Genomic DNA, 21919 nt, shown 5'->3' on the forward strand with positions numbered 1-21919 from the left:
GGGTCTCACATGGCACCTTGCCGTTCTTCCGGTGCCTTGCCCCATTCAGGTGTGCAGAACCACGGCCGACTCAGGCATCGAGCTGGCTTTCGATCACATTCATGAGCTCCAGGTAGGCCGGTGCCCCGGTCTCACCGTTCTCGTCCAGAGCCATCTTGCTGCCCATGGCCTGATTGGCGTTGTTGGCAATCACGGCATTCACCACCAGCTCGAGGGCTTTGGGAACATCGAGGTTCTGAAGTGCCTCGGCGTAGCGACGGCTGTGGCTGGGCCGCACGGATTCCTGGCAGTAACTGGAGAGTTCACGGCTTTCCGTCATCACCCGGTAGGCGGTCTCCTTCACGCCTGCCCGCCCGTAAATCGCCATGTACAGCAGGTTCACCATCGAGGCGTCGTTGGCTGGGATGGCGTACTTGCGGGCGATCTGAGGCCAGTACCGCAGGGATTTGAGCCCCTCCAGTCCACCCTTGCGCAGGCCTGCGGCTTCACACCACTGCTCCAATTCCTCCATGGAATGGGGGCAGCGGCCTTGATCGCGCATCGCCTCGGCCATCACTTGCCCGGCCTGGAAGTTGCGGGTGGGGCTTCCGGAGACCGGCAGCATCATGCTGCCGCGCACATCGGCCACCATCGCCGTGAGTTGGCTGAAGGTGTGGTCACGCACCCGCTCAAAGTCGCCATCGCGCACCAGGGTGGATTCAATCCTGGGGACGGCGTAGCCCAGTTCCGTGAGCGGAAAGGGCTGCCGGTGGTACAGCCGTTGACGGTCGGGGCGTGCCATCGACACGGTGGCCGCCTGGTCCAGGCACTGGTTCAGCAGCAGGGTCAGCAGCGTTGGCAACACCCCGGGATTGTCCTGATGGAAGCCGTAGCCGAAACCGGCGAACACCGAGGCCATGTTTTTGGCGGCCTTGATGAACTGCCCCTCCACGTTGTGAACACCGGCGGAGACCTGGATGTTCGGGGACAGTTGATCCATCAGTTGAGCCCCCAACATGGCCGTCAGGGCATTGGGATGGCAGAAATTGGCGGTGAAGCTGTCGAAGGGGTTGCGCAGAGCCCCATGGCGATGGAAGCCGGAGAAGAAGGCGAGCTCGGGTTGTTGTTCGCACAGCACATAGGCGCTGTTGCTGATCGGGTCATGGCTGAAGGATCCCGCCAGGCAGGCCAGCACCACCTGCTCCCGATGGAGCTCCTTGCGCAGGCGGCAGGCTTCCTGGAGGTCTTCTTCGATGTGATTGCTGTTGGCGCTGAGCACCACAAGCTCGCAGCGCTGGATCAGATCGCTCAGGGTGTTGGCAACCAGCTCACCTCCGATGCGCTGGCCGCCCATGTTGAGCACGGTCTCCACGTGCTCATCGTCCATCGTCGCAATTGTCTCCTGGGGGAAGGCTCCCAGGAGGTCCCGGCCGGGGCGAGGGGCCAGCAGCAGACGCCCTTTGGCGTTCTGCATGGCGCAGTTGTAGGCCAGTGAAGCTGGATAAAGCCCGACGCTGTAGAACCCCACCTTGCCGGTCGAGAGCTCCTGCACGCGCCGACGGATTGCGCCGGCGTCGAGGCTCTGATCGAAGAAGGAATTGCGCATGCCGGCAAGACTAAGCAGCGTTCCTGATGGGGCTGCTCACAGCAGACAGACGCCAGTCCCTTGGGTGATGCCGAGTTTTGTCAGGACGCGTTCTGTCCTGACCCAATTCAATCGGCCTTGATTACTGCGATTACTGCAACTTGTTTTGGCGGTCTAAGAATCATCGAGCAGGGCAGAAAGTTAAATACAAGCAGAACGTGAAAATTCAACGGCAATTGAATGATTCAAAGGCCCATGATTGCTCTGTAATTCGGGTTGGATCGTGTTCGCTCATTGAGAGCTTGGATTTCGGGATAAGCCGAGAGATCTTCGTTGGGATAGAAAATGGGGAGATAGCCGAGGTATGCATTGACGGCGCAGTCTGCTGCGGTCCAGGTATCCCCCACTAAAAACTGTTTCTTGGTGTAGATATCATTCAGGGTTGCCATCAGTCGGGGAAACTCCCGTTCCTTGTTTGAGGGAACGAACAAGGCGATCGCTAAAGTCGAGTTTGCAAAAAGAATCCACTGGCTGATCGAAGCACGTGTTGCGGCGTCATGGACTTCGTTGGTGTAATTCTCAGATAAATACTGAAGAATGGCGCCTGACTCAAACAGCACCAAGCCATTGGTGTCGTCTTTGAGGGCGGGCAATTTGCCGAAAGGATTCACTTCCAGATAGCTCGCTGCAAGGTTTTGACGAGCTGCCAGGTCAATGTTGACGTATTCGTAAGAAATTCCTTTTTCTGCCAAGTACCATTTCGGCATCGAAACACGGGTCTTGGGGCCTCCGTAGAGATAAAGCGTCATCCCTGGTCTTTAATTTCATCCATTTTATCTCTTGGGATTGACCGGTGTCGTTGTTGCGTGGTGCAAGCTCTGGTCGGGTTTGATATCAATGTTGCCTTCCTTGTTGGATGCCTTGTTGGACGCATTGATGGGGATCCCGTTGTGCTGGACATGTGACATGTCAATCCTTTGCGTCGGCGTACAAGCAAAAAACATCTGGTCGACAGCGGCCTGATGGGGCTGGGCGGGCGTTATCACGGGCAGGACCGGTTCAAACACGCTGTAATGCGCTCAAACCATTGCCTGTAGGCCTGTGACCAGCCGTGATCTGCTGATGGCGTAGCGCTGGCCTGCAGCGGTTGTGTTGTCCAGCCTGGTACTGGCGGTCACGGCCGCCAAGCTGTTGAGTCGGCCCATTTCCATCGCGATCAAGGGCGGATTGCAGGTCGACAAGTTGGTGCTTCCGCCCAGTGTCACCATCCGCTCCGATACGGCTTTACCTGTTGTGGTTCAGGAGCAGGTCACCATTGGTGGCGCTGCGCCCCTGGCGATCGAAGGCCCGGTGACCATCAGCGGAAATGCCCCTCTGGCGGTTGAAGGAGATGTGTCCGTCACAGCTGAAGACCCGCTTGCGGTACGGGCAGACGTGTCTGTCGACAACAAAGTCACCATCGGCGGCAAGGTCGATATCCAGGGCAAGGTGAAGCCGACCTTGCTTCCTGTTCCGGGGCTCTGATCAGCGGTTGCGGGGGGCCGCGCCGCTGCCAATGGTCAGCCCCTGCTCCCAGCGGTGGAGTTGCCGCAGTGCCAGGGCCGACAGTGCGGCAGTGACCAAGCCGGTGCTGCTCCAGCCGCTGCCCTGCTGGATGCCCACAAGCACGGCGGATCCCCAGAGCAGGGCCCAGGCCCAGGGGCGTGCCGCACGAATCCGCTTCAGCGCCGACGAGCAGCTGCGGCAATGGATGGTGTGGCTGTTGTATCGATCCATCAGCGCCGTGGTGCTTTGCCGTGGAGGTAGGGGTTGTCCTGCAAAGGGCTCGCCGCCGTTGGCGTTCAACCAGCGATGCAGCGCCGCCACGTAGACGTCTGCCGTTGTGGGCATGAAAAAACTGCGTTCCACGGCGGGGCTGCCGCCGGCTCGCTCCAGCACCCGTTCCTGCCAGTGCAGGAACACCTGATCGTCTTCCAGCACCTTGTGATTGCCGATGTGTTGCAACCAGCGGGGTCTTAATCCGATCAACAGCCGGGGGACGGCGGATTGGAACTGGAAGGGGAAGCGGGCGAAGAGGCGGCACTCGCCGCGGCGAATCGGAACGGCGTAGACCACCGTGAGAATTCGCCCGAAGCCCTTGGCGGTGAGGTCATGCCACATCAGCTGCGGGGCATGAAAGGTGGTGGATTGGGCGCCGAGTTTGCCCCGACGCGGCCCCTCCTCCCAGTGGGCCGTGAAGCCGCCGGCGTCTTCCCCCGTGATGGAAGCTTCCACCGGCGCGGCGTTCTCCCGTTTGCCGACGGTCTTGTGGTGGGTGAAGGGAACGTGGCTCACATCCAGCACGTTCTCCAGCAGGGTCACGGCATCCATCGGCAGATCCCGGAAGGTGTCCTGCACCGTCCAGCTGTCGGGGTTCTCCTCCAGGGCTGGCACCAGGGGGAGCTGACTGGGGTCCGCGGCGTCGGGGGCTCCCATCCACACGAACAGCAGCCCCTGCCCCGTGGCTGTGGGAAGGCTGGCGCAGCGGGATCGACGGTTGTTGGGCTGGGTGTTCTCAAGAGCCTGCGGCACGCGCTGGCACTGGCCGCCGCCGTCGAAACTCCAGCCGTGATACGGGCATTCCAGTAGCCCTTCCTCGTTGATCCGCCCTTCGCTGAGTGGCACCAAACGATGGGGGCAGACATCCGGGAAGACCCGCCAGCTCGATGCGGCGCGATCCCACCAGATCACCAGATCCCGTTCCAGCAGTGTGAACCGGCTCGGCTGATTGGGGTCGAGGTCCTGCTCATAGCTGATCGGCCACCACTGTTCGGTCCAGGTGGGGTGCATGGCAGGAGCATCAAGGCCGTCATGTTCGCTGGCCGGATGGCTTGGCTGCGGTGTTTCGCTTGTCATCCGTGCTTCTGACTGCCTCCCCCCCCACTGGACTTCTTACGGGTTTGGCACTAATCAGTTGCGCGATGAAAGTGCACCGCTGTTCCGTCGGCTGCAGCGACCTCCCCTGAACCTCCATGCCCCGTTTGACGCCCGACCAGTTGCTGCAGGAGCTCACCGGTGCTGAGGATCTGCTGATCGTGCAGGACCTTGACGGCGTCTGCATGCAACTGGTGAAGGATCCACTGACGCGGCGCATGGACCCGTCCTATGTGGATGCGGTCGCCGCTCTGGATGGTCAATTCGTTGTGTTGACCAACGGTGAGCATGAAGGGCGGCGCGGGGTGAACCGCCTCGTGGAGCAGGCCCTGGGGAATTCCGATCTCCCCAGACATGAGGGCCGTTATCTGCCAGGCCTGGCGGCTGGAGGGGTTCAGCTGCAGGATCGCTTTGGCGACTTGAGCCACCCCGGGGTCTCGCCGGCGGAAATGGCGTTCCTCGCTGCAGCCCCCACCCGAATGGAAGCTCTATTGATGGAGCGATTGCCCGGCCTGCTGCCGCAGCTGGGTGTGGATGATCTGGCCGAGGTGGCCAAAGCCGCGGTGTTGGACACCCAGGTGTCACCCACCATCAATCTCAACGGGATTTTTGAACTTGTCCCCGCTGATGTCAGCACTCAGCAGGCCCTGCAGACGATGCTCTCGGAGCTGATGCATCAGTTGCTTGCTGAGGCGGCAGGCCAGGGTCTGGAGGAATCGTTCTTCCTGCATGTGGCTCCCAACCTGGGCCGTGATGCGCAAGGTCAGGAACGGATCAAGCCCGCTGCTGCAGGTGATGTGGGAACCACCGACATTCAATTCATGCTTACCGGGTCCATCAAGGAGGCCGGCCTTCTGGTGCTGCTCAATCAGCACATCCAGCGCCGTTGGGGTGAATCTCCCTTGGGTGAGACGTTCAATGTGCGAACGGCTCCCCACGATCCCGAAGCGCTGTTGGCGTTGGTGCAGCAGCGCATCCCCGCGGAACGGATGCCGTTGCTGGTGGGTGTGGGAGACACGGTCACATCCACGGCATCGGCTGATGGCACGGGCTGGTTGAGGGGTGGCAGTGATCGCGGTTTCCTCAACCTGCTGCAGGACCTCGGTGCCTGGTGCGGTCGATCCAATCGCGTTGTCCTTGTTGACAGCAGCCATGGAGAGGTGGATCGCCCCAGCCATGCCGATCGGACTTTGCGAGGCATCACCGATCCGGAGGATCCCCTGCGGATTGACACGCTCATGCCCGATGGCCCGGAGCAGTACATCGCCTGGTTCCGTCAGCTTTCTGAGCGTCGCCGGGTGGGTTGAGCAGCTGCGCAGCAGCGGGAGCATCCGTTTCTTTCGCCAGGACATGTTCTGTCTGGAAGAATCAGCCTCATCCGCTTGGAGCCGGTGGCTGTTGTTGAGACCGTTTTCCCGCCCCTGAAGCGCGGACAGCTCACAACGTTGCAGGTCAATCTCGGCTACCGCTGCAACCAGAGTTGTGCCCACTGCCATGTCAATGCAGGGCCCACCCGCACCGAGATGATGAGTGCGGATCTGCTGACGTTGATTCCGCAGATCCTTGAACGGCATTCCATTTCCTGCCTCGATCTCACGGGGGGAGCACCGGAGTTGCACCCGGGTTTTCGCGCGTTGGTGCGCCAGGCACGTTCACGCGGCACCACCGTGATTGACCGCTGCAATCTCACGATCCTCAGCGAACCCGGCCAGGACGATCTGGCTGAATTCCTGGCGGAGCAGGGCGTTTGCATCACCGCCTCCCTGCCCTGTTACAGCGCCGAGAACGTTGACCAACAGAGGGGCGATGGCGTGTTTGAGCGCAGCGTTAGCGGACTGCGCCAGCTCAATGCCCTGGGCTATGGAACGGGTGATCCAAACCGGCAGTTGGATCTCGTCTACAACCCGCTGGGTCCGGTACTGCCTCCTCCCCAGCAAGCCTTGGAGGCGGATTACAAGAAGGTGTTGGGCGGGTTGGGAATCCGTTTCGATCGTCTGCTCACGTTGGCGAACATGCCCATCCAACGTTTCGCCAAGCAACTGGAACGCAGTGGAGATTTGCAGCGTTATCAGACCCTTCTTGAGGATGCGCACAACCCGGACAATCTGGGGGCTGTGATGTGCCGTCAGCTGATCAGTGTGGATTGGCAGGGCCATCTCTACGACTGTGATTTCAATCAGCAGCTCGGCCTGCCCTGCCCCGGTGAGGTGCGTCACCTTCGGGATTTGATCCACCTTGAAGCCGTTCCGGCGGATCAGCCCATCCACACGGCCCCGCATTGTTTTGGCTGCACGGCTGGCGCCGGGTCAAGTTGTGGCGGGGCGCTTCAGGGCTGATCAGCGCGTTATGGGCATAGTGGGTGGATCCTTGAAGAGGCCACCCCGTTGCAACGCATCTGTTTTGCGGTTATCGCGTTGATCGTGTCTGCGACATCGGCTATGGCCAGATCCCACGGCAAGCCCAAGCAGGCGATGTTCAAAACGCAGGCTGAAGCTGAGGCGGCGGCCCCAGGCTTTGGCTGCACCGGTGCTCACCAGATGGGTGAAATGTGGATGGTCTGCGACAAGCACGGTGAAGCGGATCACCAAGGAGCTCACTGATCCATGACTGAAGGCGGGCACTGCGGCAGCAAGCCGAAGCGGATCGCGATCGGCGTTGCTCCCCTCGGCACCATCTCCATCGGCATCGTGCCGATGGGGGTGATCTGCATCGGTGTGGTGCCTATGGGTGTGGTTTCGATTGGTGTGGTGGCGATGGGCGTGATCAATGCCGCCATCGTGGGGATGGGATTGGTGGCGGTTGGTGTCAACACCATGGGGGTGATCACCGCCGGCCCGATGAGCATGGGCTTGATTCAGATCCGCTCCACCACCAATCCCCGCTATCTGGCTTATCCCAGTCGCGAAGAGGCGGAGGAACAGGCGCGCCAATTGGGTTGTGAGGGTGTGCATCGCATGGGCGATCGCTACTGGATGCCCTGCAACGAGCATCCTCAGTAAGCAGCCCGCGCTTCCGCTTCACAAAAGCTTCGGAAGACTTCTGTTGCTCACGCCTTTTCAGAGGCTGTGCTGCTGGCTTCAGTGTGTGAAACAGGGCGCATCTGATGTCACCATCGTCGCCACGCCAACGTCTTCAAACCCTGCTGAGTGCCCGATGGTTGGAGATGGGTGAAGTGTCATTGATCCATCACCGCCAGGTTCAGATCTTGCTGAACACGTTGAGACGCGAAAAGGAACTGGTGTCCGTTCAGCTGATCGAGCTTCTGGTGGCTGATCTCTACGACAAGGAATTTCGTGCCGAATGATTCCGGTGATGCGATCTATCCCTGACATTTGGGGCAAATCGCACGCACATTCAGGCTCGACTCAATCAACTGAAAACCAACATGGGCAGCGGCGGCAGCTCCTGCTGCCAGCACGGGTTCACTTTCGAATTCCTCGGTGCGGCCGCAGCGGATGCACACCACATGGTGATGTTGGCGGTGATCGTCAACGGCAAGCTCGAAGCGTCGACCCCCTTCGCTGAGCTCCAGTTCCTGGAGCAGACCCATATCGGCCAGCAGGCGCAGGGTGCGATACACCGTTGCCAGAGACACCTTCATCTCAAGGGCTGCCAGCTGCTGGTGCACCTCTTCGGCACTGAGGTGGCAGCCGGACCCACAGCGCTCGAACAGCTCAAGAACCCGTTTGCGCTGCGGGGTCAGACGGCGACCGTCCTGATGCAGCCCCTGCTGCAGGGTGATGTCCGTTGCGGCAGGCGCGGAGGACGATGTCACAGCTTCTCCTCGCTCATTCTCAAGAGTAGGCCTTAATGAGAGTGATGTCTCGCCCTCAGGATCAGGCCCCTCGTCGGATCCCAACGGTCGCCGATGAGGACGATGAATGTTGGTGATAGCGTCCGCCGACACTGTTGTTCTGGTCGATGGAAACCCACGTCCTCACCTTCACCATCACCAAGTCATTTGCCGAATGGGTCGCCACCTATGACGCATCCCTGCCGCTTCAGAAAATCGCTGGCATCACCTCGCTCTACCGGGGTGTCAGCAAGGACGACCCCAGCAAGGTCTGCGCGGTGATGCAAGCCGCTCCCGGGGTGATGGAGCAATTCATCGCCGACAACACCGACATGATCGCGGCTTCGGGGCACGTGATTGAGAGCACCGTGAGTCAGGTGTTCGTCGCCAGCTGATGGCCTGGCGTCCTGCCCGGGCCTGGACCAGCCAACACCCGGTGGCCGGTTACCGCCATTTCGAGCTGATCACGCAAGGCGGGCGTGGTCCGCAGCGATGGGTTGAGTTGGCGGCTGTGCTGGCTCCGTCGCATCGCGAGCGGGTGCTCTGGAGTGAGCTCAAGGATCCAACCCGCTGGAGCAGCGGCTGGCAGTCCATTCCGGAGAGCGATGAGGATCCTTCACCTCAGTGATCCACACCTGGTGGCGGCTGATCAGGGGCAGGTGCGCGGCCGGCCTGCCCTGGCTCACTTCGAGCGAGCTCTCCAGCTTGGTGGGGCCTTGAACCCCGATCTGATGCTGGTGACGGGGGACCTTTGCCAGGACGAAAGCTGGGGTGGCAATGCCCGGCTGCTGCTCGATCTGACGCCAGATGGAGCCGTTCAGCACCGGGTGCTGCGCTACAGCAGCATCTGAATTCAGCCCATTCCCTTCTGCGACTCGCGGAAAGCCTTGAGTTTGTCGATGTCCTTCTCTTCGTCGATGGAGTAGTCCGTCAGGATCAAGGCCTTGCCGATGGTCCCGAGGGCGTATTCGATCCGGTCGAGGTCGCGGCGTCCGTCGTCATCCAGTCGTGCTGCACGAATCACCTCAGGGCGCAGCTGGTCGGCCAACTGCTCTAGCGCCGCTGCGATCGCTTTGGCCTGCTGGAGCGCCGCGGAGTCACCCATGAATCCTGAACAGATGCAATCTGACGACTCTGACAGTTCCCCTCAGAATCCTTTGGCCGTGGGTCGCTGACTCGAGAGCGAAACGTTGCCCAGGGGTTGTTGCTGGGCGGCGGGCTGCTGCATCGCTGTGGGTGGAACACCGGGGGCCGCCACCACATTGAATGCCAGCGACCAGCGTTCCCCGTCCCCGCGGAAGGGCATCACCGAATGGGGTTGCCAGGCCGGAAACACATAGAACTCACCGGGCACAGGCAGCACATAGTGCGCCATGCCGGTGCGGAACGATTGAATGTGCCAGTCTTCCGGGCCGTGGAAGCAGAGTTGGCCATCAAAACTGTTGGCGTTGATCTGCGGTGGGACCTTCAGAAAGATCACTCCGGAGAAGCTGCCGCCATGGGTGTGGGTGGGGTTGTAATCACCGGCGGTCTGGCAATTGAGCCAGAGATTAATCATCTGCAGGCGGTAACGACCGGGAACCCAGGGGCCGCGACCCTGGGGAGGCTGACGGTCCATCACATGGCGGATCCAGCGATCACATGCCGGCAGCAGGTGGTTGTTGCTGAGCTCCTGCACGCCGGGTTGATCAGGTCTCAGTTCGCGCTGCTGACGCAGTTGACCAGCCAGCTTCGCTGATGCATCGGGGCTGGACTCGGGATGGGCGAGCACGCTTTCGCTCAGCGCAGTCAGCTGTTGGAGCAGAGGATCCGGAAGGGTGCCCCGAAGGATGGAGCGGGGAAACAGATCGAGAACGTCCACCAAGGCTTGGCCTGCTGCAGGCCATCGTGGCAGCCCCAAAGTGGGTGCACCGTTCATGACGATCCTGATGCTGCGCCACGTCCTTCTGGTGCCTGTGCTGCTGGGGAGTTGCGTCGCTGCAACGGCCGCTGATCTCCCTGGGCAACAGGGGCCCACAACAGCGCTGCTGCAGGGCGGCCCACTGCAGCTCAGCACCCGTCGTACGGCCGAGCTGTTCCCGGACGGCAACCGCATCTGGAAGGTTGAACTGCATCGAGGCCCGCGCTTGTTGGCCAGCTGGCCAGCGGCCAGTGGTGTGGCCCGGCGTCAGAGTGCTGATCGTCGCTGGAGCCCCGGCAATGCAGCCCCTTTGCCCGCTGGTGAGTACAGCCTGGGGCGTCCGGAACCGTGGGGGCATGATCTCTGGTTTGACCTGAGCCCTCGCTTCGACACGACCCGAAGTGCACTGGGCATCCACCGCTGTTACCCCGGCACGGGTTGCATCTGCATTCCCGAGCGGGCTGATATCGATGCGCTCGCCAGTTGGGTCAAGGCCACTGGGATTCGCAGCCTGAAGGTGGTGAACTGATGCGACAGCCTTGACGTGCAGCTGTCCCAAATTCGGTCTCGAACGGAATTTGTGAGTGTCGAAAAATCGTCGCTGACAGTCCTGCAATCTCGTTCCTTTCGGCTCATTGTACGTGGGCCAAGCCGCTAAGGGGCTTGGAAGCCGGGCCGAGCGATGCCCGACGGGAACTGCGATTTGGCTTCGGCATTGGCTGAGGTCAAATCCGTTCGTTATTAAGACATTTGGGTGTGTATCCCCTAATACCGATCCGTCCGTCAACGTACTTTCGTGGTCGAATCACTCCGGTAGTGCATCACCGTCGACCTCACAACATTCTTTGATCACGACACGTTTGAGTGGCCTGGAGCACCGACGTTCCTCTTAGAGCTCCTTACAAGGAAGGCAAACCATCGGCTTGATCGGATTCATGGACGTCAGCATCTGGATGCTCGTCGGATTCCTGCTGGCGGCCTATTCCGTGGTGGCGAACGATTCGCTCCAGACCCTCGGCACTTATCTCTCCTCCAACCGGAAACGCACGCCGAAGCCCGTTCAGATGCTGTTCATTTGCACGGTCACCTGTGGAGTGCTGCTGTTGGGCTGGTTCCTCAACAACGGTGATCCCACCTGGGGGCGCCTCAGTGTGCCTGGCAAGGAGTTTCCTTGGCCCGAGGCGTTCACCTGGGTCTACGTGATTCCAACGCTCGCTGTTGTGGCCTTGACCCAGTGGGGAGCACCGGTGAGCACCTCATTTCTGGTGTTGTCATCGTTCATGCCAGCCAACATCGGCACGCTGCTCAGCAGCTCGCTGACGGGGTATGGCCTCGCCTTCGGCGTGGGTCTGGCGGCCTATGGCCTGGGGTTGTGGTCGCTGGAGCGCTGGGTGTTCTGTCGTTCCCAGGACGGCAAAGACCCCAGCAAGGTCTGGTACGGCCTGCAGTGGTTCTCCACCGGCTTCCTCTGGTGCATGTGGCTGGTGCAAGACCTGGCCAACATTTTCGTGTTCCTGCCGCGCCAGTTGGACCTCGTCCCGATGCTCATCTGCACGCTGGTGATCTGCGTGGGCCTCTGTGTTCTGGTGGCCACCGGGGGAGGGCCGATCCAGGCCGTGCTCCGTACAAAGACCAACAGCTCCGATTTGCGTTCAGCCACGCTGATTGATCTGTTGTTCGGTCTTTGCCTGCTCTACAAGGCCTTCATCTCCAGCTTCCCCCTCAGCACCACTTGGGTGTTTCTGGGGCTGATCGGCGGCCGTGAGTTGGCCCTGCGGATCAAGCAACAAACATCAGATCTCCCGTTCACCAACAGTGAGGGGGGCAGTCTGGCCAAGGTCATCGGCACGGATCTCTGGAAAGCCGCCGTTGGCGTTGTGGTGAGTGTGGTGATCGCCCTCAGCATTCAGCCCCTCGCTCAGCTCACCGCAGGCTGACCCCAGTGGTCAGCGCTCTGATCCATGGCTAGGTCAGAGAGGGATGAGCCTCTCCATGGCCCGTTGTGTTGTCTTTTCGCTGTTGCTGCCCTGGTTGGTGGGCGGGTCTGGCTTGGCCAGACCTGAGCCGCAGCTCAGCGCCAGGCAAACCATCCTCGAGGCGAATCGCCACCTGATTGCCGATGGCTGGCGTCCCGCGCCGGAAAAAAAGCCAACGCCTGAGGAGCGGCGCTGGGCCTCTGTAGCTCTCGAGAGCCTTTCGGCCTGTTCCGGCACGGGCGTTGGCTTCTGCCGCTTTGATTACCGCCGAGATCTACAGCGGCTGTCGGTGGTGACGGTGCCCAGTGAACCGGGCCGGCCGTCGGTTGGTCGCGTTGAGCGTTGGTGGTGATCAGGGGTTCAGCGGTTGCTCTTGCCAGAGCGTGTCCGCGCTCCAACGCGTGCGTTGATGGGGATGGGGGCCGAGGTTGAGCCGCTCAACGCTGATCACCTGCAGCTTCAGCACCACGAAATGCTCTGGCAGCGGTGCAGTTTCAGCCAGTTGATCAGGGAAGGCCGCCGTGGGTTCCAGTGGATCCGCCGGGGTAGGCCAGCCCCAGACAGCTCGTCCTGTGTCGGAGAGCTTTTGCCAGCGCTGCTGGCAGAGCTCAGGTTGTTCGGTGGCTTTGATCAACGTCACCTTTCCCCGCAGGCGGTACTGCTGGCGAGCTTTGGGGAACAACCAGCACAGTTCAGCTGCTCCGTCGTTGGCAAGTTCCGTCACCTTCTCGCTGCGCTGATCGCTGAACAGTTCGAGCTGGTCTGCACCGGCCCAGCCGCGGAACACCAGGGTTCGCACCCGAGGTGCGCCATCGCGTCCTGTTGTGGCCAGTTGCACCCAGCGGGCTGCAACGGAGCGTCCCTCCCGCTGCATGGCCGCGCGCAGCAGAGGTCTCCAGGGGGGCATGGCCCGAGTGATGGGCTCAGTGATGGCCCCAGAGATTTCCTCAGTCATGGAAGGTCGAACAAGCGAGCCTGCTCGGCAGCAGCACGCACCACGATGGCGTGGCGCTGCACCAGGGGAGCGAGAGCGTCGTAGCCTCCGCCGATCACCGTTGCGGTTGGAATCCTGCGGCGCAGACAGGCATCGAGCACGAGTCGATCGCGCATCTTTAATCCCTTATCGCTGAGGGCGAGTCGGCCGAGCCGATCATCGCGATGGGGGTCGACGCCCGCGTTGTAGAGCACCAAGTTCGGGGCGATGCTGTCCAAGGCATCGGGCAACCGGTCGGCAATGGCAGCGAGATAGTCGTCATCGCTGGTGCCGTCGGCGAGGGGGATGTCGATATCCCCGTTCACTTTGCGCAAGGGAAAATTGCTGGCGGCGTGCACCGAGAGGGTGGTCACCCTGGGGTCGTGTTGAAAGCAGGCTGCCGAACCATCCCCTTGGTGCACATCGAGATCCACGATCAGAATTCGCCGCACCTCCCCTGTTCCCAGCAACACCCGAGCGGCGACCGCACAGTCGTTGAAGATGCAGAAGCCACTCCCGAAGCCGGGGTGGGCGTGGTGGGTGCCGCCCGCCAGATGAGAGGCCAAGCCCCGCTTGAGAGCCAGTCGTGCCGTCAACAGGGTCCCGCCCACGGCAAGCCAGGTGCGCTGCACCAAAGGCCGCGTGGCCGGCAGCCCGATGCGACGTTGCTCCGGTCGGGTCAGGTGATCACGGCTGAAGGCTTCGTGATAGCTGCGTGGATGAACGCTCTCAAGATCTCTGCGGGAGATGCTCAAGGGCCGATGCACCTCGTCGGCCTGCACGACCCCCTGCTCCAGCAGGAGTTGATGCAGCAGCCGGAACTTCGCCATTGGAAAGCGATGGGTGCTCGGCAGCGGCGCGGAGTAGTGCGGGTGGTAAACGACCGGAAGCGGCAAGGGGTTGTCTCACCCGGGATGGCTCAGCCCCATTCAAGGGTCAGGCAGGCTGTTGGTGCAGCAACCAGTCGTTGAAGCCGCTGGTGTTCAGTTCGCTGATGCAGCTCTGCAGTTTGCGCAGATGGCTTTGCTTGATCTGGGTGAGTCGCTGCCCTTCCGGGGTTGTGGGCCCGACGCGGATGCGCTGCTGATTGAGCAGATCCATCTCGCGGTCGAGATGTTCCATCAGGTTGAGCAGGGCGTAGCCCTGCTTGATCTCCTGCGCGCTGAGCTGCCTAGCGAAATGAACCATTGGGCAGCCCTTAAGGATTGCTTAATCATCCCATGATGAGGCGCGCTGGACTCATGAAGGGGTCTTGGTCAGTGTGTGAGGGGTGCCTCGTTCCCCGAATGAAGTGTGATGGCAGTGGTCTTGTGAAGGATGACCAGGTTGTGGTGAGGCGTCCCCAGGTGTGACTGGCGTTTGCGCTGCTGCTTCGGCCCGGACTGGTTAAGGTCCGCAGAAATGGGGACATGACATGGGTGACTACACGACAGCGATATGGGTCACCATTGGCCTGACGGTCGCCCTCACCGTTCCTGTCGTTTGGCAATTTCTGCAGCCCAACGATGATGATTTCGGTGATCTCACCCGCAGAAAGTGAGCCAACATGACGCGGTCACCATCCGTTGCTGGCAATGGACGGGTGAAACAGCACTCGAGGACATGGTTCTCGGGGTTGACGAACGTGCTGTTCGTGACGGGATCAATGTGCTTACGTCCGACGATTTCGATGCCTGTCTGGCCATCGTGGTCTGTCGCATCGGGCCCAATTTCTATGCGCACCTCTCGCAGGTGGCGGGGCATTACAAGGGTGACGCCAGTGGCATCTGGGACCGCAGTCGCGGTTCCGGTGCTTCCGAAGGGACGGCCTATGAGGTCAAACCTCTCACGCGCATTCATCGTGTTCCCGAGGCGTTGATCGGTCCCGACTCCCCCGAGGGCATTGCTGTGTCCCATCGGGTGCTGTCATGCACTATCTGCTCGACATGGGATAGGCGAAGAGATTCGTTGTAGAGGCTTCAAGCCATCTCCGTCTTCCCTAATTGATTTGGGTTCCGGTTCTGGAGAGATCTGGATGGCATGACAGCAGTCCGCCCACGATCGATCTGCACCCTTCAGTTTTTCTCGGCAGCTCCACAGATCAACTGGACGACCACCGTTCTGTTGATTGAAATGAGTGACGCCAATCCAGCCCATGAATCAACGACCTATCAAGGGCGGCATAGCCATCCCGCGTTGGCTTGATGGGAGTTGGAGTGGATGGCCACACTCCAGTTCATGAGTAAAAGGGTTTATTTCTTAGTCTGCTACAGGCTTGAGGTGCCTGTCAGTTGTTGGGGCGGTGGAAGGGGGCTGCGGACGACTCGAGCTTGGCGTGGGCCTTGTCTGCCTTTCTCAAGATCTTCTGAGCTTCATCGCGGGTCAGGCACTCCTCAGCGGCGAGCTGGAGGGACTCGAGGCGTGAGTGGGCGGTGCTTGTCTTCATCTCTTCATAACCTATTAATAACCTTTTATCGCAAAACGCCTGCAATATCAAGCGTTTCAACCAAAAAAATGGGATCTGTCAGAGCTTGGCGACGGCCAATGGGGTGAGGAACGTGTGATTTCAATGGATCGTTCTGCCCCATTGGCCTGATCGATTCAGTTGCAGCCGAACACGCCAAAGGTGATCTGGCTCACGATCCCGTGCCCCGTCAGAGCTTCCGTCAGCACGCCCACCACAAAGCCGATCATGGCGGCGCGGCCATTGAGGAGTTCTGCTCGTTCGAAACGCTCGCTGCGGATTTGAGCTGCTGCGGCGCTTTGGAACCAGTCGTCGTTGGGAGTTGAAGAAGCCATTGCTCGTAGGAAAGTTTCGAAATGTTAAGGCCCTTGTAACGGTTTGTAAATGGGTGGCGCTTCGGCTCCCTACGAAGCATCACCAATTGCTGCCAAGTAGCTCGGTCCGTAGCCAGACCGGATGTAGGTGCAACCGCTCCAGTCATGTCAACGTCGCGAAACCGAGCCCACAGCCGCTTCTCCTCCCGTCGAATCGACCAGGAGCTGCAGGGGGCTCAAGACGCTTTGATTGCTTTTGAGGGTTATGGCTCCAATGGACCAATGCTGCATGCCTCGGCGTTGCAGCGGCCTGCTGGTCGGCGCTCAGGCACCTGGCTCGACAAGCTTGTCGAGCCGATTCATCAACTCCTGGCTGCGTTCAGTCGTCGGAATTGAATGAACGGGTGGTGCGAACACCGCGTTGTTGATTCCTTCGTTGTTGGGATCCAACGGCCAGGTGGTGAAGTTCCTCTGGATTCAATGGACGCACTGCAGACATCAGTGCCTCATCAGTCCAATAGTCGGAACTATCGAGAACTCCCAACCGCAATGGGCAGGATGGGCCAGAAATCATGGCTTCTCCTTTAAGGATGTCTTCAGCATGAAGCATCACAATTCCGAGGGGTTTGGACCTCCTGCTCCAGATTTAGTGTCTCCTCGAGGCGGGCTCCCTTGCACTGGATGCGGTGCTGCTGTTGCGTTATCTGGCCACTTCACGCATGTTCACCAGAGTCTTAAGTGAGTGTTGACGTCCACTACATCTGGTGTTTGGTGGGTATTATTTTTTCATTGCATCAAAGATTGGTGCAGATCGTCGGGTGATGGGGATTGCCTTGGCTATTGAGCCGCTCCAGGGATGGAGCGGTTTTTTGTCTGCACCGAACGATTTATACCCTTGGTGCCCTGTGGATCAAGTCCGCTGCGGCTGGATCAGGTCAGCTGTGCATCTGCACCTTTATGCCTTGCGTTGTTTTGCTGCACGAATTGTCTTCTACCGCTTAGCGCCATTGTTCAGGGCAGAGTCTTTGATCAAGAAAGTTAGTCCTAGCCAGCCAATCTGGCTTGCCGAATCGATTCAAAATCGATACCCATCACTTTGGTTAGAACGAGGTATCCGCCCCAAGCGACAACGTTGAGGCCAAGGGCCCAGAGATAAAGCGTGCGTCTGGCTTGGGTTGAGTCATCGCTCATCGGTTATTTCCGGTTCAACAGGCACCAGGCACCATAAAGGGCAAGGCCAAGCAGGATCCAGGGAAAGATTGCGCGCAGCAGTGTTAATCCAATAAGGACGACCACAAGTGTGATCGCAGATCGCTTCACCATGGCTTTGCTGCTGTCAGTCATGAACTGCCAGCGAGGAATCAAGGCCATTACAACAACGATGCTGAACAGCGTTCTAGGAGACTTGGACGCAAATTGCCAACCTTTCTATCAGGCTGGTCAGTTCGCCATTCAAGGCTTTGGTTGGATGCCTGTTACGTCGCTGTTTTTGCTTCTGATGAATCAGCTTGCGGCTTCAGCAATCGTATTCGAGATGAGATTTCTGCTCACGCTTGCCAAAATCGGCCTCTTTCATCTGTGATTCGTCATAAGCCCAGTCGCTGTAAATCCTTGATTCTGAAAAGCTCTTTTTAAGACGAAGTGCAGTGATGCGTTGGCCAAGTAGTTCGAATGACCACTTTGCTGCTGAAAGAACCTTGCCCATGACACCTCTTTGCAACTCTACTCATGTGATAGCCCATGGATATCAATTGAACATTGGTGCATATGCTCATTGAGGCTCGGTTTGATTCAAGCCTCCTCGACGGAATTATTGGCGTTTTGTTTGATGCCCTGTTGGCGTCGACTTGATTCACAGTTCCGGCACTCCTGTTGATCCAAGCCAAAGAAATTGAGAGGTTTGATGTCACCACAGCTGATGCACTGACGTCCCTCTGCTGGGGGGGGCTTCAAAGGCCATGGTGGTCACTCCTTGGTGTTGATCGGCGTTGGCTTGATCCGTTCTGACAACGCCTGGGGAGACCATAGGCGCCTCTGTTGATGGCACTGGGGGCAGTCCCCTCTCAGGCTCGAGTGCATGTGACCACAGTGCGCACAACAAATCAGTGCCATGGCTGTTGTTGCTGATGCACCACGCTGATTGTTCAGATCGAATCAGGCATCGGTGTTTGTCCCTAGTTCGATCCCAAGGTTTGGCGGTTCTCAGGATTGATCAAAGATCTTTTGCAGGGTAGTTCGCTCGTTTTGAAGCGAATTTGCCCTCATGGGTTTGCCCAGTGGCCTTGGCTGCCGGGGTCGATTCAAAAAGACCTTGCTGAGCCACCAGAGCTGAAGCCCGACAAACGCCAGGGCCAGTAGTGCCAGTTCAGTTGCCCCTTGCATCAGTAGTGCTTTCCGCGATTGTCGATGGCGTCTGATTTAAAGCACTCCAACTCTTCGGGTGTATGCAACGGAGGTTTCTCCCGTTGGCCAGCCCATCGCCGAAGCAGCTGCAGCAATCGTTTCATCCCTTTAATGATGGTTCATCAAAGCCATGTGCCATCAGGCTATGGCAATCCCGATTTCATTCGAAATCGGGATTGATTAATGTCATTGGATCTAGGCTTGTCCGAAGCAGAACAGTTTGTTTCTCGTGACCTTTAAAGAGCTTGTGGCCAGTTTCAACAAACAAGGCACGAGCTGGGAAGAGCTTTGTCTTGAAATCAGGTGTGAGAGCTGTTTTGCATCGGTTTTTGATGAAGTGAACGAGCAAATGGGCTCTTCAAGTGATGTACTTGCTCGGCTTGCCGATGAATTTCCCAATCACTACAAGAGTTATGCCAAGGAGAGGGGCCTGGTTCAGCCGTGACCAATCAGCCTTGATCAAGAGGTGTGAGAGAGGCAGTAGGTCGTGACACCACCCACCAAATCAAGCAACCACGCCCGAAGAGGTCTCCCTCTCACCTTCAAACCCTAGTTGTGGCTCGGGCCTCCGTCAGCCCCGGGTTCACCGAGAGGCAGCCAAGTTCGCTTTCGCTGCTTTTAGGGCTTCCTCGCAGGCCGCTCGGTCTTCGCTGTCGATGTCACCCTGACTGCCGTTCAAGCGTGCCTCCAGGAAGGCGATCTCATCAATCCAGTAGGCCCTGTCTTTGCCTTGTTGTTCAGTCACGCGTTTGGAAAGGTGCCAGTCCATCGCACCCTTCATAGAGGAATGCTGCCCAGGCGGCTGCCACCACTGTCTGGTTTGTTCATCGCTTTGGGCTTGTGCGCTTAGAGGACGCAGACTGGGTGGATCTGAAGAAGGAGCGCATCGCTATCGACGAGACGTCTCCAGTTACGCCCATGACCGCGCTGGTCATCGATGCCGATGGGCATCTGACGTACATGGGTGAAGACGGATGCCGCCGGCAGATTGTTGGTGATCCAGAGCTCTTGGCGCGTCTGCAACAGCTGCAGGAGAAGGACTGTACTGATGGCGATGGCGATTGGCAGTTGTAGTTGGTCTCGCCAGATCTCCCAAGATCAGCCGAAGATTTCTTCTTTCTTCGGAGCTGAATGAGTCTTTTGACCGATGGGCTGTTTTGTTCGCTTTCCTTATGACGAGCAAAGCCATCTTGAAGTCATGGAAACAATGTTTTTCGTTGGCGTGAATGCGGGGCTTCTGATCCTGCTGATTTTTGGTCTTGTATCTGCCAAAGCCAAGATCAAGGCCGGCCGTAAAGAGATCATCTGAGCCACCAACGAAACCGGTTTCATTGCTGGTAGGGGCAAGAAAAAACTCCGGCGCGTGACGGCACCAGGAATCTCTTCATCACGAAGATCAAAGTCCTGTCGATTCGTTCAGGGCTTTTCCTCGGTGGTCGTCAGAGCTGCCAATGCTCTTTCGATTTGTTCAATCTCCTCTTTTTGGCGTATGCCATCGCCCTTGTATGGGGGGGAAGCGGGTTGTCGTTCAGAGTCCTAAACCCAATCATCTGAATACTTTGTCTTGGTGGCGCTCAGTTCACGGATGTCTTCTGTGAGGTGCTGTGCTGCCCACATGCCTCTGACGACTTGGCAGACACCTTCCTGGTCGCAAACCCTGTAGTACTCGAAGCCCTCTGGAGCGGTGGTGAGTCTGGTCTTGGTTCCTTTCATGTTCTTGATCTCCGCTGATCCAACAAATAGACAACAAGATGAGTCCCGACTAGGCGAATTGAGACAAAGAGTTCGGCTTGTTACAAATCCTTGGATGGCTTAACAGGCGCAATTTCAATTCAGGCCCTTGGCGCGATGTGGGTGGCCAGGTCAGTGTTGAGTCAGTTGATATGGCCGTTGTCCACCTCTGCGACCTGGACGAGGGTGGGACCTTGGGATCTCTGGCGCCACCGCGTAGTGAGAAGCACGTTCAAGCAGCTTGCTTGAGCAGGGAGAGCAATAAAAAAACCGCCCCTTGCGGGACGGTTTAAACACCAGCTGGGAACTGGTTTTTGATCGCATCGGGGAGACAGGATTCGAACCTGCGGCATCTTGCTCCCAAAGCAAGCGCGCTACCAAACTGCGCCACTCCCCGGCGCACACAGAGATTAGCGGTCAGCGTGCAGCTGTTCAGCCAGGTTGACGCCGCTGCTAATCGCTCCCTCCGCTCTGCCGAAGCCAGGCCCTGCGATCCAGTCGCCACAGAACCCAACGGCGCTTGTGGGGCACCACTGCAGTTCTTGTGGCAAGGGGTTGTTGAGGGGCCGTGAGGCGCCCCAGCGCATCACACCCAACGGCGTCGCCTGGTTCAACGCAGCTGAAACAACCGGCAGGGCTTGCAGCAGTTCGGGCAACAGCTCCACAAGGCGCTGTTGCTCCTGAGCCAGCAGGTGCCCCTGGCTTTCGGGCGTGATTGCTTCCCCGGAATCCAATCCATGCACCACAAGCCCCCAGCGTCCATCGCTTTGCGGCTGCAGCACGAGGCGTTCCACCTTCCAGCGCGCCTTGGCGGCGTCGTCCAACCAGATCTGAGCGGGCAGTTCCTCAGCGTTGAGCGCTAGCACGCCCAGATCCACCATCAGGTTCCAGCGCACTTCGGCTTGGCTGTGTTGCAGCAGGCTCAATGCCTTGTCGAGGTCGTCATCCACGCCTTCTGCAACGGCTGTGCGCAGGGGTACGTCATCCCAAGCCAGCATCTTCAGTGAGCGGGGATGGGCCAGCAGGGTTCCACTGAGCACAAGGCGCTTGGCCCTGAGGCTCCAGGTTCGATCCTCGTTCTCCAGCAGCCAATGGTCCTTGCGGTGCTCCAACCAGCGCACACGGGTTTCGAATTGGCGGCTCAGTTGCGCGGTGCCAGCCGTATCGAGAAGCGCCTCGCAGATGCTGGCCATGCTGGGAACACCATGCCACCAGCCACCATTTGGCCTGGCGTCTGGGCTGTTGGCAGGCGACAAACCGGCTTCGACATCGAGCGAAAGCACAGCTCGCTTGTCCCGCTGAAGCACACCCGCTGCCCGCAATGGCTTCAGTAGTGGATTCATGCCCTCCGGCATGGATTCACTGAGGTTGAACCCCGGTGCTCCATGGTTGAGCAGCCAGCCACTTTGGTCGCGTCTCCTGCGGGTGGCCGTGCGTCCACCTGGCCCCCGGCCGGCCTCGATCAAAGCGATGTTGAGTTCGGATCCCAGCTGCTGGAGCCGGCCAATCAGGCTGCAGCCAGCAAGCCCTGCACCGATAACGGCGAGATCAACCTCAGCCACGTCTGCTGAAGCCTCTGTCGCCGATCACATCCAATAGCGCTCTGCGGCCACTCGAGAAAACAAACCACCCAGCAATGCCAGAAGAATCGTGACGCCAAAGAATGCGAAATACGCCATCTGAACTGTTGGCCTGATCAGAGATTCACGGCTTTCTAACAGCCGCTCGGTCGTCGGCTCAGTTGAGTCACGAGACGACATCAAATCGTGGATATGGGTCGCCTGAGATTCGAACTCAGGACCAGCCGGTTAAAAGCCGGATGCTCTACCGCTGAGCTAGCGACCCGTGCCCGCTTGGGCATGCCATTTCGGCACCAAATGAGGTTATCACTCAGGTCGCCGGGGAGACT

The 21919-nt window shown here is 59.1% G+C and carries 34 protein-coding genes and 2 tRNA genes; 19 read left to right on the forward strand and 17 right to left on the reverse strand.

Features of this window, described 5'->3' with window-relative positions:
* Window positions 1–70: 70 nt before the first annotated feature.
* The 3 genes from AAXE93_RS01330 to AAXE93_RS01340 form a co-directional block, all read right to left on the reverse strand.
* Window positions 71–1585 carry a hypothetical protein gene (locus AAXE93_RS01330; RefSeq protein WP_390127483.1) on the reverse strand — a complete coding sequence of 505 codons (1515 nt, stop codon included), beginning with the start codon at window positions 1583–1585 and terminating at the stop codon, window positions 71–73.
* A 224-nt stretch (window positions 1586–1809) separates the two neighbouring features.
* Window positions 1810–2373, reverse strand: coding sequence for a glutathione S-transferase family protein (locus AAXE93_RS01335; protein ID WP_390127485.1), 564 nt, complete (start codon window positions 2371–2373; stop codon window positions 1810–1812).
* Between the two features lie 24 nt (window positions 2374–2397).
* A complete protein-coding gene (locus tag AAXE93_RS01340; protein WP_390127487.1) occupies window positions 2398–2631 on the reverse strand; it encodes a hypothetical protein in 234 nt (77 codons plus the stop codon).
* 82 nt (window positions 2632–2713) lie between these two features.
* Between AAXE93_RS01340 and AAXE93_RS01345 the strand changes: the two genes are divergently transcribed.
* Window positions 2714–3088 (forward strand): hypothetical protein, encoded by a 375-nt coding sequence (locus AAXE93_RS01345; protein ID WP_390127489.1) that lies wholly within the window; start codon window positions 2714–2716, stop codon window positions 3086–3088.
* Here the strand turns inward: AAXE93_RS01345 and AAXE93_RS01350 are convergent, their stop codons facing one another.
* Window positions 3089–4393, reverse strand: coding sequence for a Rieske 2Fe-2S domain-containing protein (locus AAXE93_RS01350; RefSeq protein WP_114987869.1), 1305 nt, complete (start codon window positions 4391–4393; stop codon window positions 3089–3091). It lies immediately after the preceding gene.
* 182 nt (window positions 4394–4575) lie between these two features.
* Between AAXE93_RS01350 and stpA the strand changes: the two genes are divergently transcribed.
* The 5 genes from stpA (at window position 4576) to AAXE93_RS01375 (ending at window position 7781) form a co-directional block, all read left to right on the forward strand.
* A complete protein-coding gene (gene stpA / locus AAXE93_RS01355; RefSeq protein WP_390127491.1) occupies window positions 4576–5784 on the forward strand; it encodes a glucosylglycerol 3-phosphatase in 1209 nt (402 codons plus the stop codon).
* A gap of 75 nt (window positions 5785–5859) precedes the next feature.
* Window positions 5860–6813, forward strand: coding sequence for an arsenosugar biosynthesis radical SAM (seleno)protein ArsS (arsS, locus tag AAXE93_RS01360; protein ID WP_390127493.1), 954 nt, complete (start codon window positions 5860–5862; stop codon window positions 6811–6813).
* Window positions 6814–6915: 102 nt separating this feature from the next.
* Window positions 6916–7077, forward strand: a complete 162-nt coding sequence (locus AAXE93_RS01365; RefSeq protein WP_390127495.1) for a hypothetical protein — start codon at window positions 6916–6918, stop codon at window positions 7075–7077.
* A gap of 3 nt (window positions 7078–7080) precedes the next feature.
* On the forward strand, window positions 7081–7476 hold the full coding sequence (locus AAXE93_RS01370; protein ID WP_045172888.1) for a GLTT repeat protein: 396 nt from the start codon (window positions 7081–7083) through the stop codon (window positions 7474–7476).
* Between the two features lie 104 nt (window positions 7477–7580).
* Entirely contained in the window at window positions 7581–7781 is a 201-nt protein-coding gene (locus tag AAXE93_RS01375; RefSeq protein WP_186540731.1) for a hypothetical protein, read from the forward strand.
* 15 nt (window positions 7782–7796) lie between these two features.
* On the opposite strand, the gene AAXE93_RS01380 is transcribed toward AAXE93_RS01375, so the two are convergent.
* The gene (locus AAXE93_RS01380) at window positions 7797–8252 is read right to left on the reverse strand and encodes a Fur family transcriptional regulator (RefSeq protein WP_006851655.1); all 456 of its coding nucleotides are present in this window, start codon (window positions 8250–8252) and stop codon (window positions 7797–7799) included.
* A gap of 146 nt (window positions 8253–8398) precedes the next feature.
* On the opposite strand from AAXE93_RS01380, the gene AAXE93_RS01385 reads away from it, so the two are divergent.
* From AAXE93_RS01385 to AAXE93_RS01395, 3 genes are read left to right on the forward strand one after another with little or no spacing between them, the layout of a single operon-like run.
* The gene (locus AAXE93_RS01385; protein ID WP_114987863.1) at window positions 8399–8665 is read left to right on the forward strand and encodes a DUF3764 family protein; all 267 of its coding nucleotides are present in this window, start codon (window positions 8399–8401) and stop codon (window positions 8663–8665) included.
* The gene (locus AAXE93_RS01390; protein ID WP_114987862.1) at window positions 8665–8898 is read left to right on the forward strand and encodes a TIGR02450 family Trp-rich protein; all 234 of its coding nucleotides are present in this window, start codon (window positions 8665–8667) and stop codon (window positions 8896–8898) included. The genes AAXE93_RS01385 and AAXE93_RS01390 overlap by 1 nt, the downstream gene beginning before the upstream one ends.
* Complete coding sequence (locus tag AAXE93_RS01395; RefSeq protein WP_244276120.1) at window positions 8876–9121, forward strand: metallophosphoesterase; 246 nt, start codon at window positions 8876–8878, stop codon at window positions 9119–9121. Before AAXE93_RS01390 ends, AAXE93_RS01395 begins: the two co-directional genes overlap by 23 nt.
* 2 nt (window positions 9122–9123) lie before the next feature.
* Here the strand turns inward: AAXE93_RS01395 and AAXE93_RS01400 are convergent, their stop codons facing one another.
* The gene (locus AAXE93_RS01400) at window positions 9124–9375 is read right to left on the reverse strand and encodes a hypothetical protein (protein WP_390127500.1); all 252 of its coding nucleotides are present in this window, start codon (window positions 9373–9375) and stop codon (window positions 9124–9126) included.
* 42 nt (window positions 9376–9417) lie between these two features.
* The gene (locus tag AAXE93_RS01405) at window positions 9418–10131 is read right to left on the reverse strand and encodes a putative 2OG-Fe(II) oxygenase (RefSeq protein ID WP_114988006.1); all 714 of its coding nucleotides are present in this window, start codon (window positions 10129–10131) and stop codon (window positions 9418–9420) included.
* A gap of 55 nt (window positions 10132–10186) precedes the next feature.
* On the opposite strand from AAXE93_RS01405, the gene AAXE93_RS01410 reads away from it, so the two are divergent.
* The 3 genes from AAXE93_RS01410 (at window position 10187) to AAXE93_RS01420 (ending at window position 12498) form a co-directional block, all read left to right on the forward strand.
* Window positions 10187–10699 (forward strand): hypothetical protein, encoded by a 513-nt coding sequence (locus tag AAXE93_RS01410; RefSeq protein WP_390127502.1) that lies wholly within the window; start codon window positions 10187–10189, stop codon window positions 10697–10699.
* Between the two features lie 406 nt (window positions 10700–11105).
* Window positions 11106–12107, forward strand: coding sequence for a hypothetical protein (locus AAXE93_RS01415; RefSeq protein ID WP_390127504.1), 1002 nt, complete (start codon window positions 11106–11108; stop codon window positions 12105–12107).
* A gap of 43 nt (window positions 12108–12150) precedes the next feature.
* Window positions 12151–12498: a hypothetical protein gene (locus AAXE93_RS01420; protein WP_390127506.1), complete on the forward strand. Its 348-nt coding sequence runs from the start codon at window positions 12151–12153 to the stop codon at window positions 12496–12498.
* Here the strand turns inward: AAXE93_RS01420 and AAXE93_RS01425 are convergent, their stop codons facing one another.
* Genes AAXE93_RS01425 through AAXE93_RS01435 form a run of 3 tightly spaced genes read right to left on the reverse strand, consistent with a single transcriptional unit; the run spans window position 12499 to window position 14307 of the window.
* Window positions 12499–13101: a pyridoxamine 5'-phosphate oxidase family protein gene (locus AAXE93_RS01425; RefSeq protein ID WP_114987859.1), complete on the reverse strand. Its 603-nt coding sequence runs from the start codon at window positions 13099–13101 to the stop codon at window positions 12499–12501.
* A complete protein-coding gene (locus tag AAXE93_RS01430) occupies window positions 13098–14015 on the reverse strand; it encodes a histone deacetylase (protein ID WP_390127508.1) in 918 nt (305 codons plus the stop codon). Before AAXE93_RS01430 ends, AAXE93_RS01425 begins: the two co-directional genes overlap by 4 nt.
* A gap of 40 nt (window positions 14016–14055) precedes the next feature.
* Entirely contained in the window at window positions 14056–14307 is a 252-nt protein-coding gene (locus AAXE93_RS01435) for a hypothetical protein (RefSeq protein WP_390127510.1), read from the reverse strand.
* A gap of 226 nt (window positions 14308–14533) precedes the next feature.
* Here AAXE93_RS01435 and AAXE93_RS01440 point away from each other — a divergent pair, with 226 nt between their 5' ends.
* Together AAXE93_RS01440 and AAXE93_RS01445 are read left to right on the forward strand one after the other, a co-directional pair.
* Complete coding sequence (locus tag AAXE93_RS01440; protein ID WP_006850800.1) at window positions 14534–14659, forward strand: hypothetical protein; 126 nt, start codon at window positions 14534–14536, stop codon at window positions 14657–14659.
* A complete protein-coding gene (locus AAXE93_RS01445; protein ID WP_390127513.1) occupies window positions 14656–15072 on the forward strand; it encodes a hypothetical protein in 417 nt (138 codons plus the stop codon). Before AAXE93_RS01440 ends, AAXE93_RS01445 begins: the two co-directional genes overlap by 4 nt.
* A 313-nt stretch (window positions 15073–15385) precedes the next feature.
* On the opposite strand, the gene AAXE93_RS01450 is transcribed toward AAXE93_RS01445, so the two are convergent.
* Window positions 15386–15544: a hypothetical protein gene (locus tag AAXE93_RS01450; RefSeq protein ID WP_390127514.1), complete on the reverse strand. Its 159-nt coding sequence runs from the start codon at window positions 15542–15544 to the stop codon at window positions 15386–15388.
* 155 nt (window positions 15545–15699) lie between these two features.
* On the reverse strand, window positions 15700–15897 hold the full coding sequence (locus tag AAXE93_RS01455) for a chlorophyll a/b-binding protein (RefSeq protein WP_115010181.1): 198 nt from the start codon (window positions 15895–15897) through the stop codon (window positions 15700–15702).
* 144 nt (window positions 15898–16041) lie between these two features.
* Here AAXE93_RS01455 and AAXE93_RS01460 point away from each other — a divergent pair, with 144 nt between their 5' ends.
* The 3 genes from AAXE93_RS01460 (at window position 16042) to AAXE93_RS01470 (ending at window position 18724) form a co-directional block, all read left to right on the forward strand.
* Window positions 16042–16272: a hypothetical protein gene (locus AAXE93_RS01460; protein WP_390127517.1), complete on the forward strand. Its 231-nt coding sequence runs from the start codon at window positions 16042–16044 to the stop codon at window positions 16270–16272.
* Between the two features lie 925 nt (window positions 16273–17197).
* Complete coding sequence (locus tag AAXE93_RS01465; RefSeq protein WP_390127519.1) at window positions 17198–17458, forward strand: hypothetical protein; 261 nt, start codon at window positions 17198–17200, stop codon at window positions 17456–17458.
* A gap of 1050 nt (window positions 17459–18508) precedes the next feature.
* On the forward strand, window positions 18509–18724 hold the full coding sequence (locus AAXE93_RS01470; RefSeq protein WP_115132236.1) for a hypothetical protein: 216 nt from the start codon (window positions 18509–18511) through the stop codon (window positions 18722–18724).
* A gap of 138 nt (window positions 18725–18862) precedes the next feature.
* On the opposite strand, the gene AAXE93_RS01475 is transcribed toward AAXE93_RS01470, so the two are convergent.
* Window positions 18863–19024, reverse strand: a complete 162-nt coding sequence (locus AAXE93_RS01475; RefSeq protein WP_244272388.1) for a hypothetical protein — start codon at window positions 19022–19024, stop codon at window positions 18863–18865.
* A gap of 173 nt (window positions 19025–19197) precedes the next feature.
* Between AAXE93_RS01475 and AAXE93_RS01480 the strand changes: the two genes are divergently transcribed.
* Window positions 19198–19353 carry a hypothetical protein gene (locus AAXE93_RS01480; protein WP_390127521.1) on the forward strand — a complete coding sequence of 52 codons (156 nt, stop codon included), beginning with the start codon at window positions 19198–19200 and terminating at the stop codon, window positions 19351–19353.
* 73 nt (window positions 19354–19426) lie between these two features.
* Window positions 19427–19588 (forward strand): hypothetical protein, encoded by a 162-nt coding sequence (locus AAXE93_RS01485; RefSeq protein WP_390127523.1) that lies wholly within the window; start codon window positions 19427–19429, stop codon window positions 19586–19588.
* A gap of 745 nt (window positions 19589–20333) precedes the next feature.
* Here the strand turns inward: AAXE93_RS01485 and AAXE93_RS01490 are convergent.
* The 4 genes from AAXE93_RS01490 to AAXE93_RS01505 form a co-directional block, all read right to left on the reverse strand.
* Window positions 20334–20407: transfer RNA gene (locus AAXE93_RS01490), tRNA-Pro, on the reverse strand.
* A 13-nt stretch (window positions 20408–20420) separates the two neighbouring features.
* Window positions 20421–21572 (reverse strand): NAD(P)-binding protein, encoded by a 1152-nt coding sequence (locus AAXE93_RS01495; RefSeq protein ID WP_390127525.1) that lies wholly within the window; start codon window positions 21570–21572, stop codon window positions 20421–20423.
* Window positions 21573–21596: 24 nt separating this feature from the next.
* A complete protein-coding gene (locus tag AAXE93_RS01500) occupies window positions 21597–21770 on the reverse strand; it encodes a hypothetical protein (protein ID WP_170950646.1) in 174 nt (57 codons plus the stop codon).
* A gap of 13 nt (window positions 21771–21783) precedes the next feature.
* Window positions 21784–21855 (reverse strand) — tRNA-Lys (locus AAXE93_RS01505).
* Window positions 21856–21919 lie beyond the last annotated feature (64 nt).

This window comes from Synechococcus sp. HIMB2401, from assembly GCF_042883245.1.
Classification (GTDB): domain Bacteria; phylum Cyanobacteriota; class Cyanobacteriia; order PCC-6307; family Cyanobiaceae; genus Parasynechococcus.

Bases quoted from the DNA above. Each gene is read 5' to 3' on its own strand.
- AAXE93_RS01455 (WP_115010181.1), bottom strand. From the start codon at position 15,897: ATGGCTTCTTCAACTCCCAACGACGACTGGTTCCAAAGCGCCGCAGCA.
- AAXE93_RS01435 (WP_390127510.1), bottom strand. From the start codon at position 14,307: ATGGTTCATTTCGCTAGGCAGCTCAGCGCGCAGGAGATCAAGCAGGGC.
- AAXE93_RS01365 (WP_390127495.1), top strand. From the start codon at position 6,916: ATGGCCAGATCCCACGGCAAGCCCAAGCAGGCGATGTTCAAAACGCAG.
- AAXE93_RS01400 (WP_390127500.1), bottom strand. From the start codon at position 9,375: ATGGGTGACTCCGCGGCGCTCCAGCAGGCCAAAGCGATCGCAGCGGCG.
- AAXE93_RS01375 (WP_186540731.1), top strand. From the start codon at position 7,581: ATGTCACCATCGTCGCCACGCCAACGTCTTCAAACCCTGCTGAGTGCC.
- AAXE93_RS01465 (WP_390127519.1), top strand. From the start codon at position 17,198: ATGGCTTTGCTGCTGTCAGTCATGAACTGCCAGCGAGGAATCAAGGCC.
- AAXE93_RS01485 (WP_390127523.1), top strand. From the start codon at position 19,427: ATGGGCTGTTTTGTTCGCTTTCCTTATGACGAGCAAAGCCATCTTGAA.
- AAXE93_RS01335 (WP_390127485.1), bottom strand. From the start codon at position 2,373: ATGACGCTTTATCTCTACGGAGGCCCCAAGACCCGTGTTTCGATGCCG.
- AAXE93_RS01500 (WP_170950646.1), bottom strand. From the start codon at position 21,770: ATGTCGTCTCGTGACTCAACTGAGCCGACGACCGAGCGGCTGTTAGAA.
- AAXE93_RS01395 (WP_244276120.1), top strand. From the start codon at position 8,876: ATGAGGATCCTTCACCTCAGTGATCCACACCTGGTGGCGGCTGATCAG.
- AAXE93_RS01390 (WP_114987862.1), top strand. From the start codon at position 8,665: ATGGCCTGGCGTCCTGCCCGGGCCTGGACCAGCCAACACCCGGTGGCC.
- AAXE93_RS01460 (WP_390127517.1), top strand. From the start codon at position 16,042: ATGTCAACGTCGCGAAACCGAGCCCACAGCCGCTTCTCCTCCCGTCGA.
- AAXE93_RS01370 (WP_045172888.1), top strand. From the start codon at position 7,081: ATGACTGAAGGCGGGCACTGCGGCAGCAAGCCGAAGCGGATCGCGATC.
- AAXE93_RS01410 (WP_390127502.1), top strand. From the start codon at position 10,187: ATGACGATCCTGATGCTGCGCCACGTCCTTCTGGTGCCTGTGCTGCTG.
- AAXE93_RS01415 (WP_390127504.1), top strand. From the start codon at position 11,106: ATGGACGTCAGCATCTGGATGCTCGTCGGATTCCTGCTGGCGGCCTAT.
- AAXE93_RS01385 (WP_114987863.1), top strand. From the start codon at position 8,399: ATGGAAACCCACGTCCTCACCTTCACCATCACCAAGTCATTTGCCGAA.
- AAXE93_RS01350 (WP_114987869.1), bottom strand. From the start codon at position 4,393: ATGCACCCCACCTGGACCGAACAGTGGTGGCCGATCAGCTATGAGCAG.
- stpA (WP_390127491.1), top strand. From the start codon at position 4,576: ATGCCCCGTTTGACGCCCGACCAGTTGCTGCAGGAGCTCACCGGTGCT.
- AAXE93_RS01480 (WP_390127521.1), top strand. From the start codon at position 19,198: ATGACCGCGCTGGTCATCGATGCCGATGGGCATCTGACGTACATGGGT.
- AAXE93_RS01440 (WP_006850800.1), top strand. From the start codon at position 14,534: ATGGGTGACTACACGACAGCGATATGGGTCACCATTGGCCTGACGGTC.
- AAXE93_RS01330 (WP_390127483.1), bottom strand. From the start codon at position 1,585: ATGCGCAATTCCTTCTTCGATCAGAGCCTCGACGCCGGCGCAATCCGT.
- AAXE93_RS01420 (WP_390127506.1), top strand. From the start codon at position 12,151: ATGAGCCTCTCCATGGCCCGTTGTGTTGTCTTTTCGCTGTTGCTGCCC.
- AAXE93_RS01450 (WP_390127514.1), bottom strand. From the start codon at position 15,544: ATGAAGACAAGCACCGCCCACTCACGCCTCGAGTCCCTCCAGCTCGCC.
- AAXE93_RS01425 (WP_114987859.1), bottom strand. From the start codon at position 13,101: ATGACTGAGGAAATCTCTGGGGCCATCACTGAGCCCATCACTCGGGCC.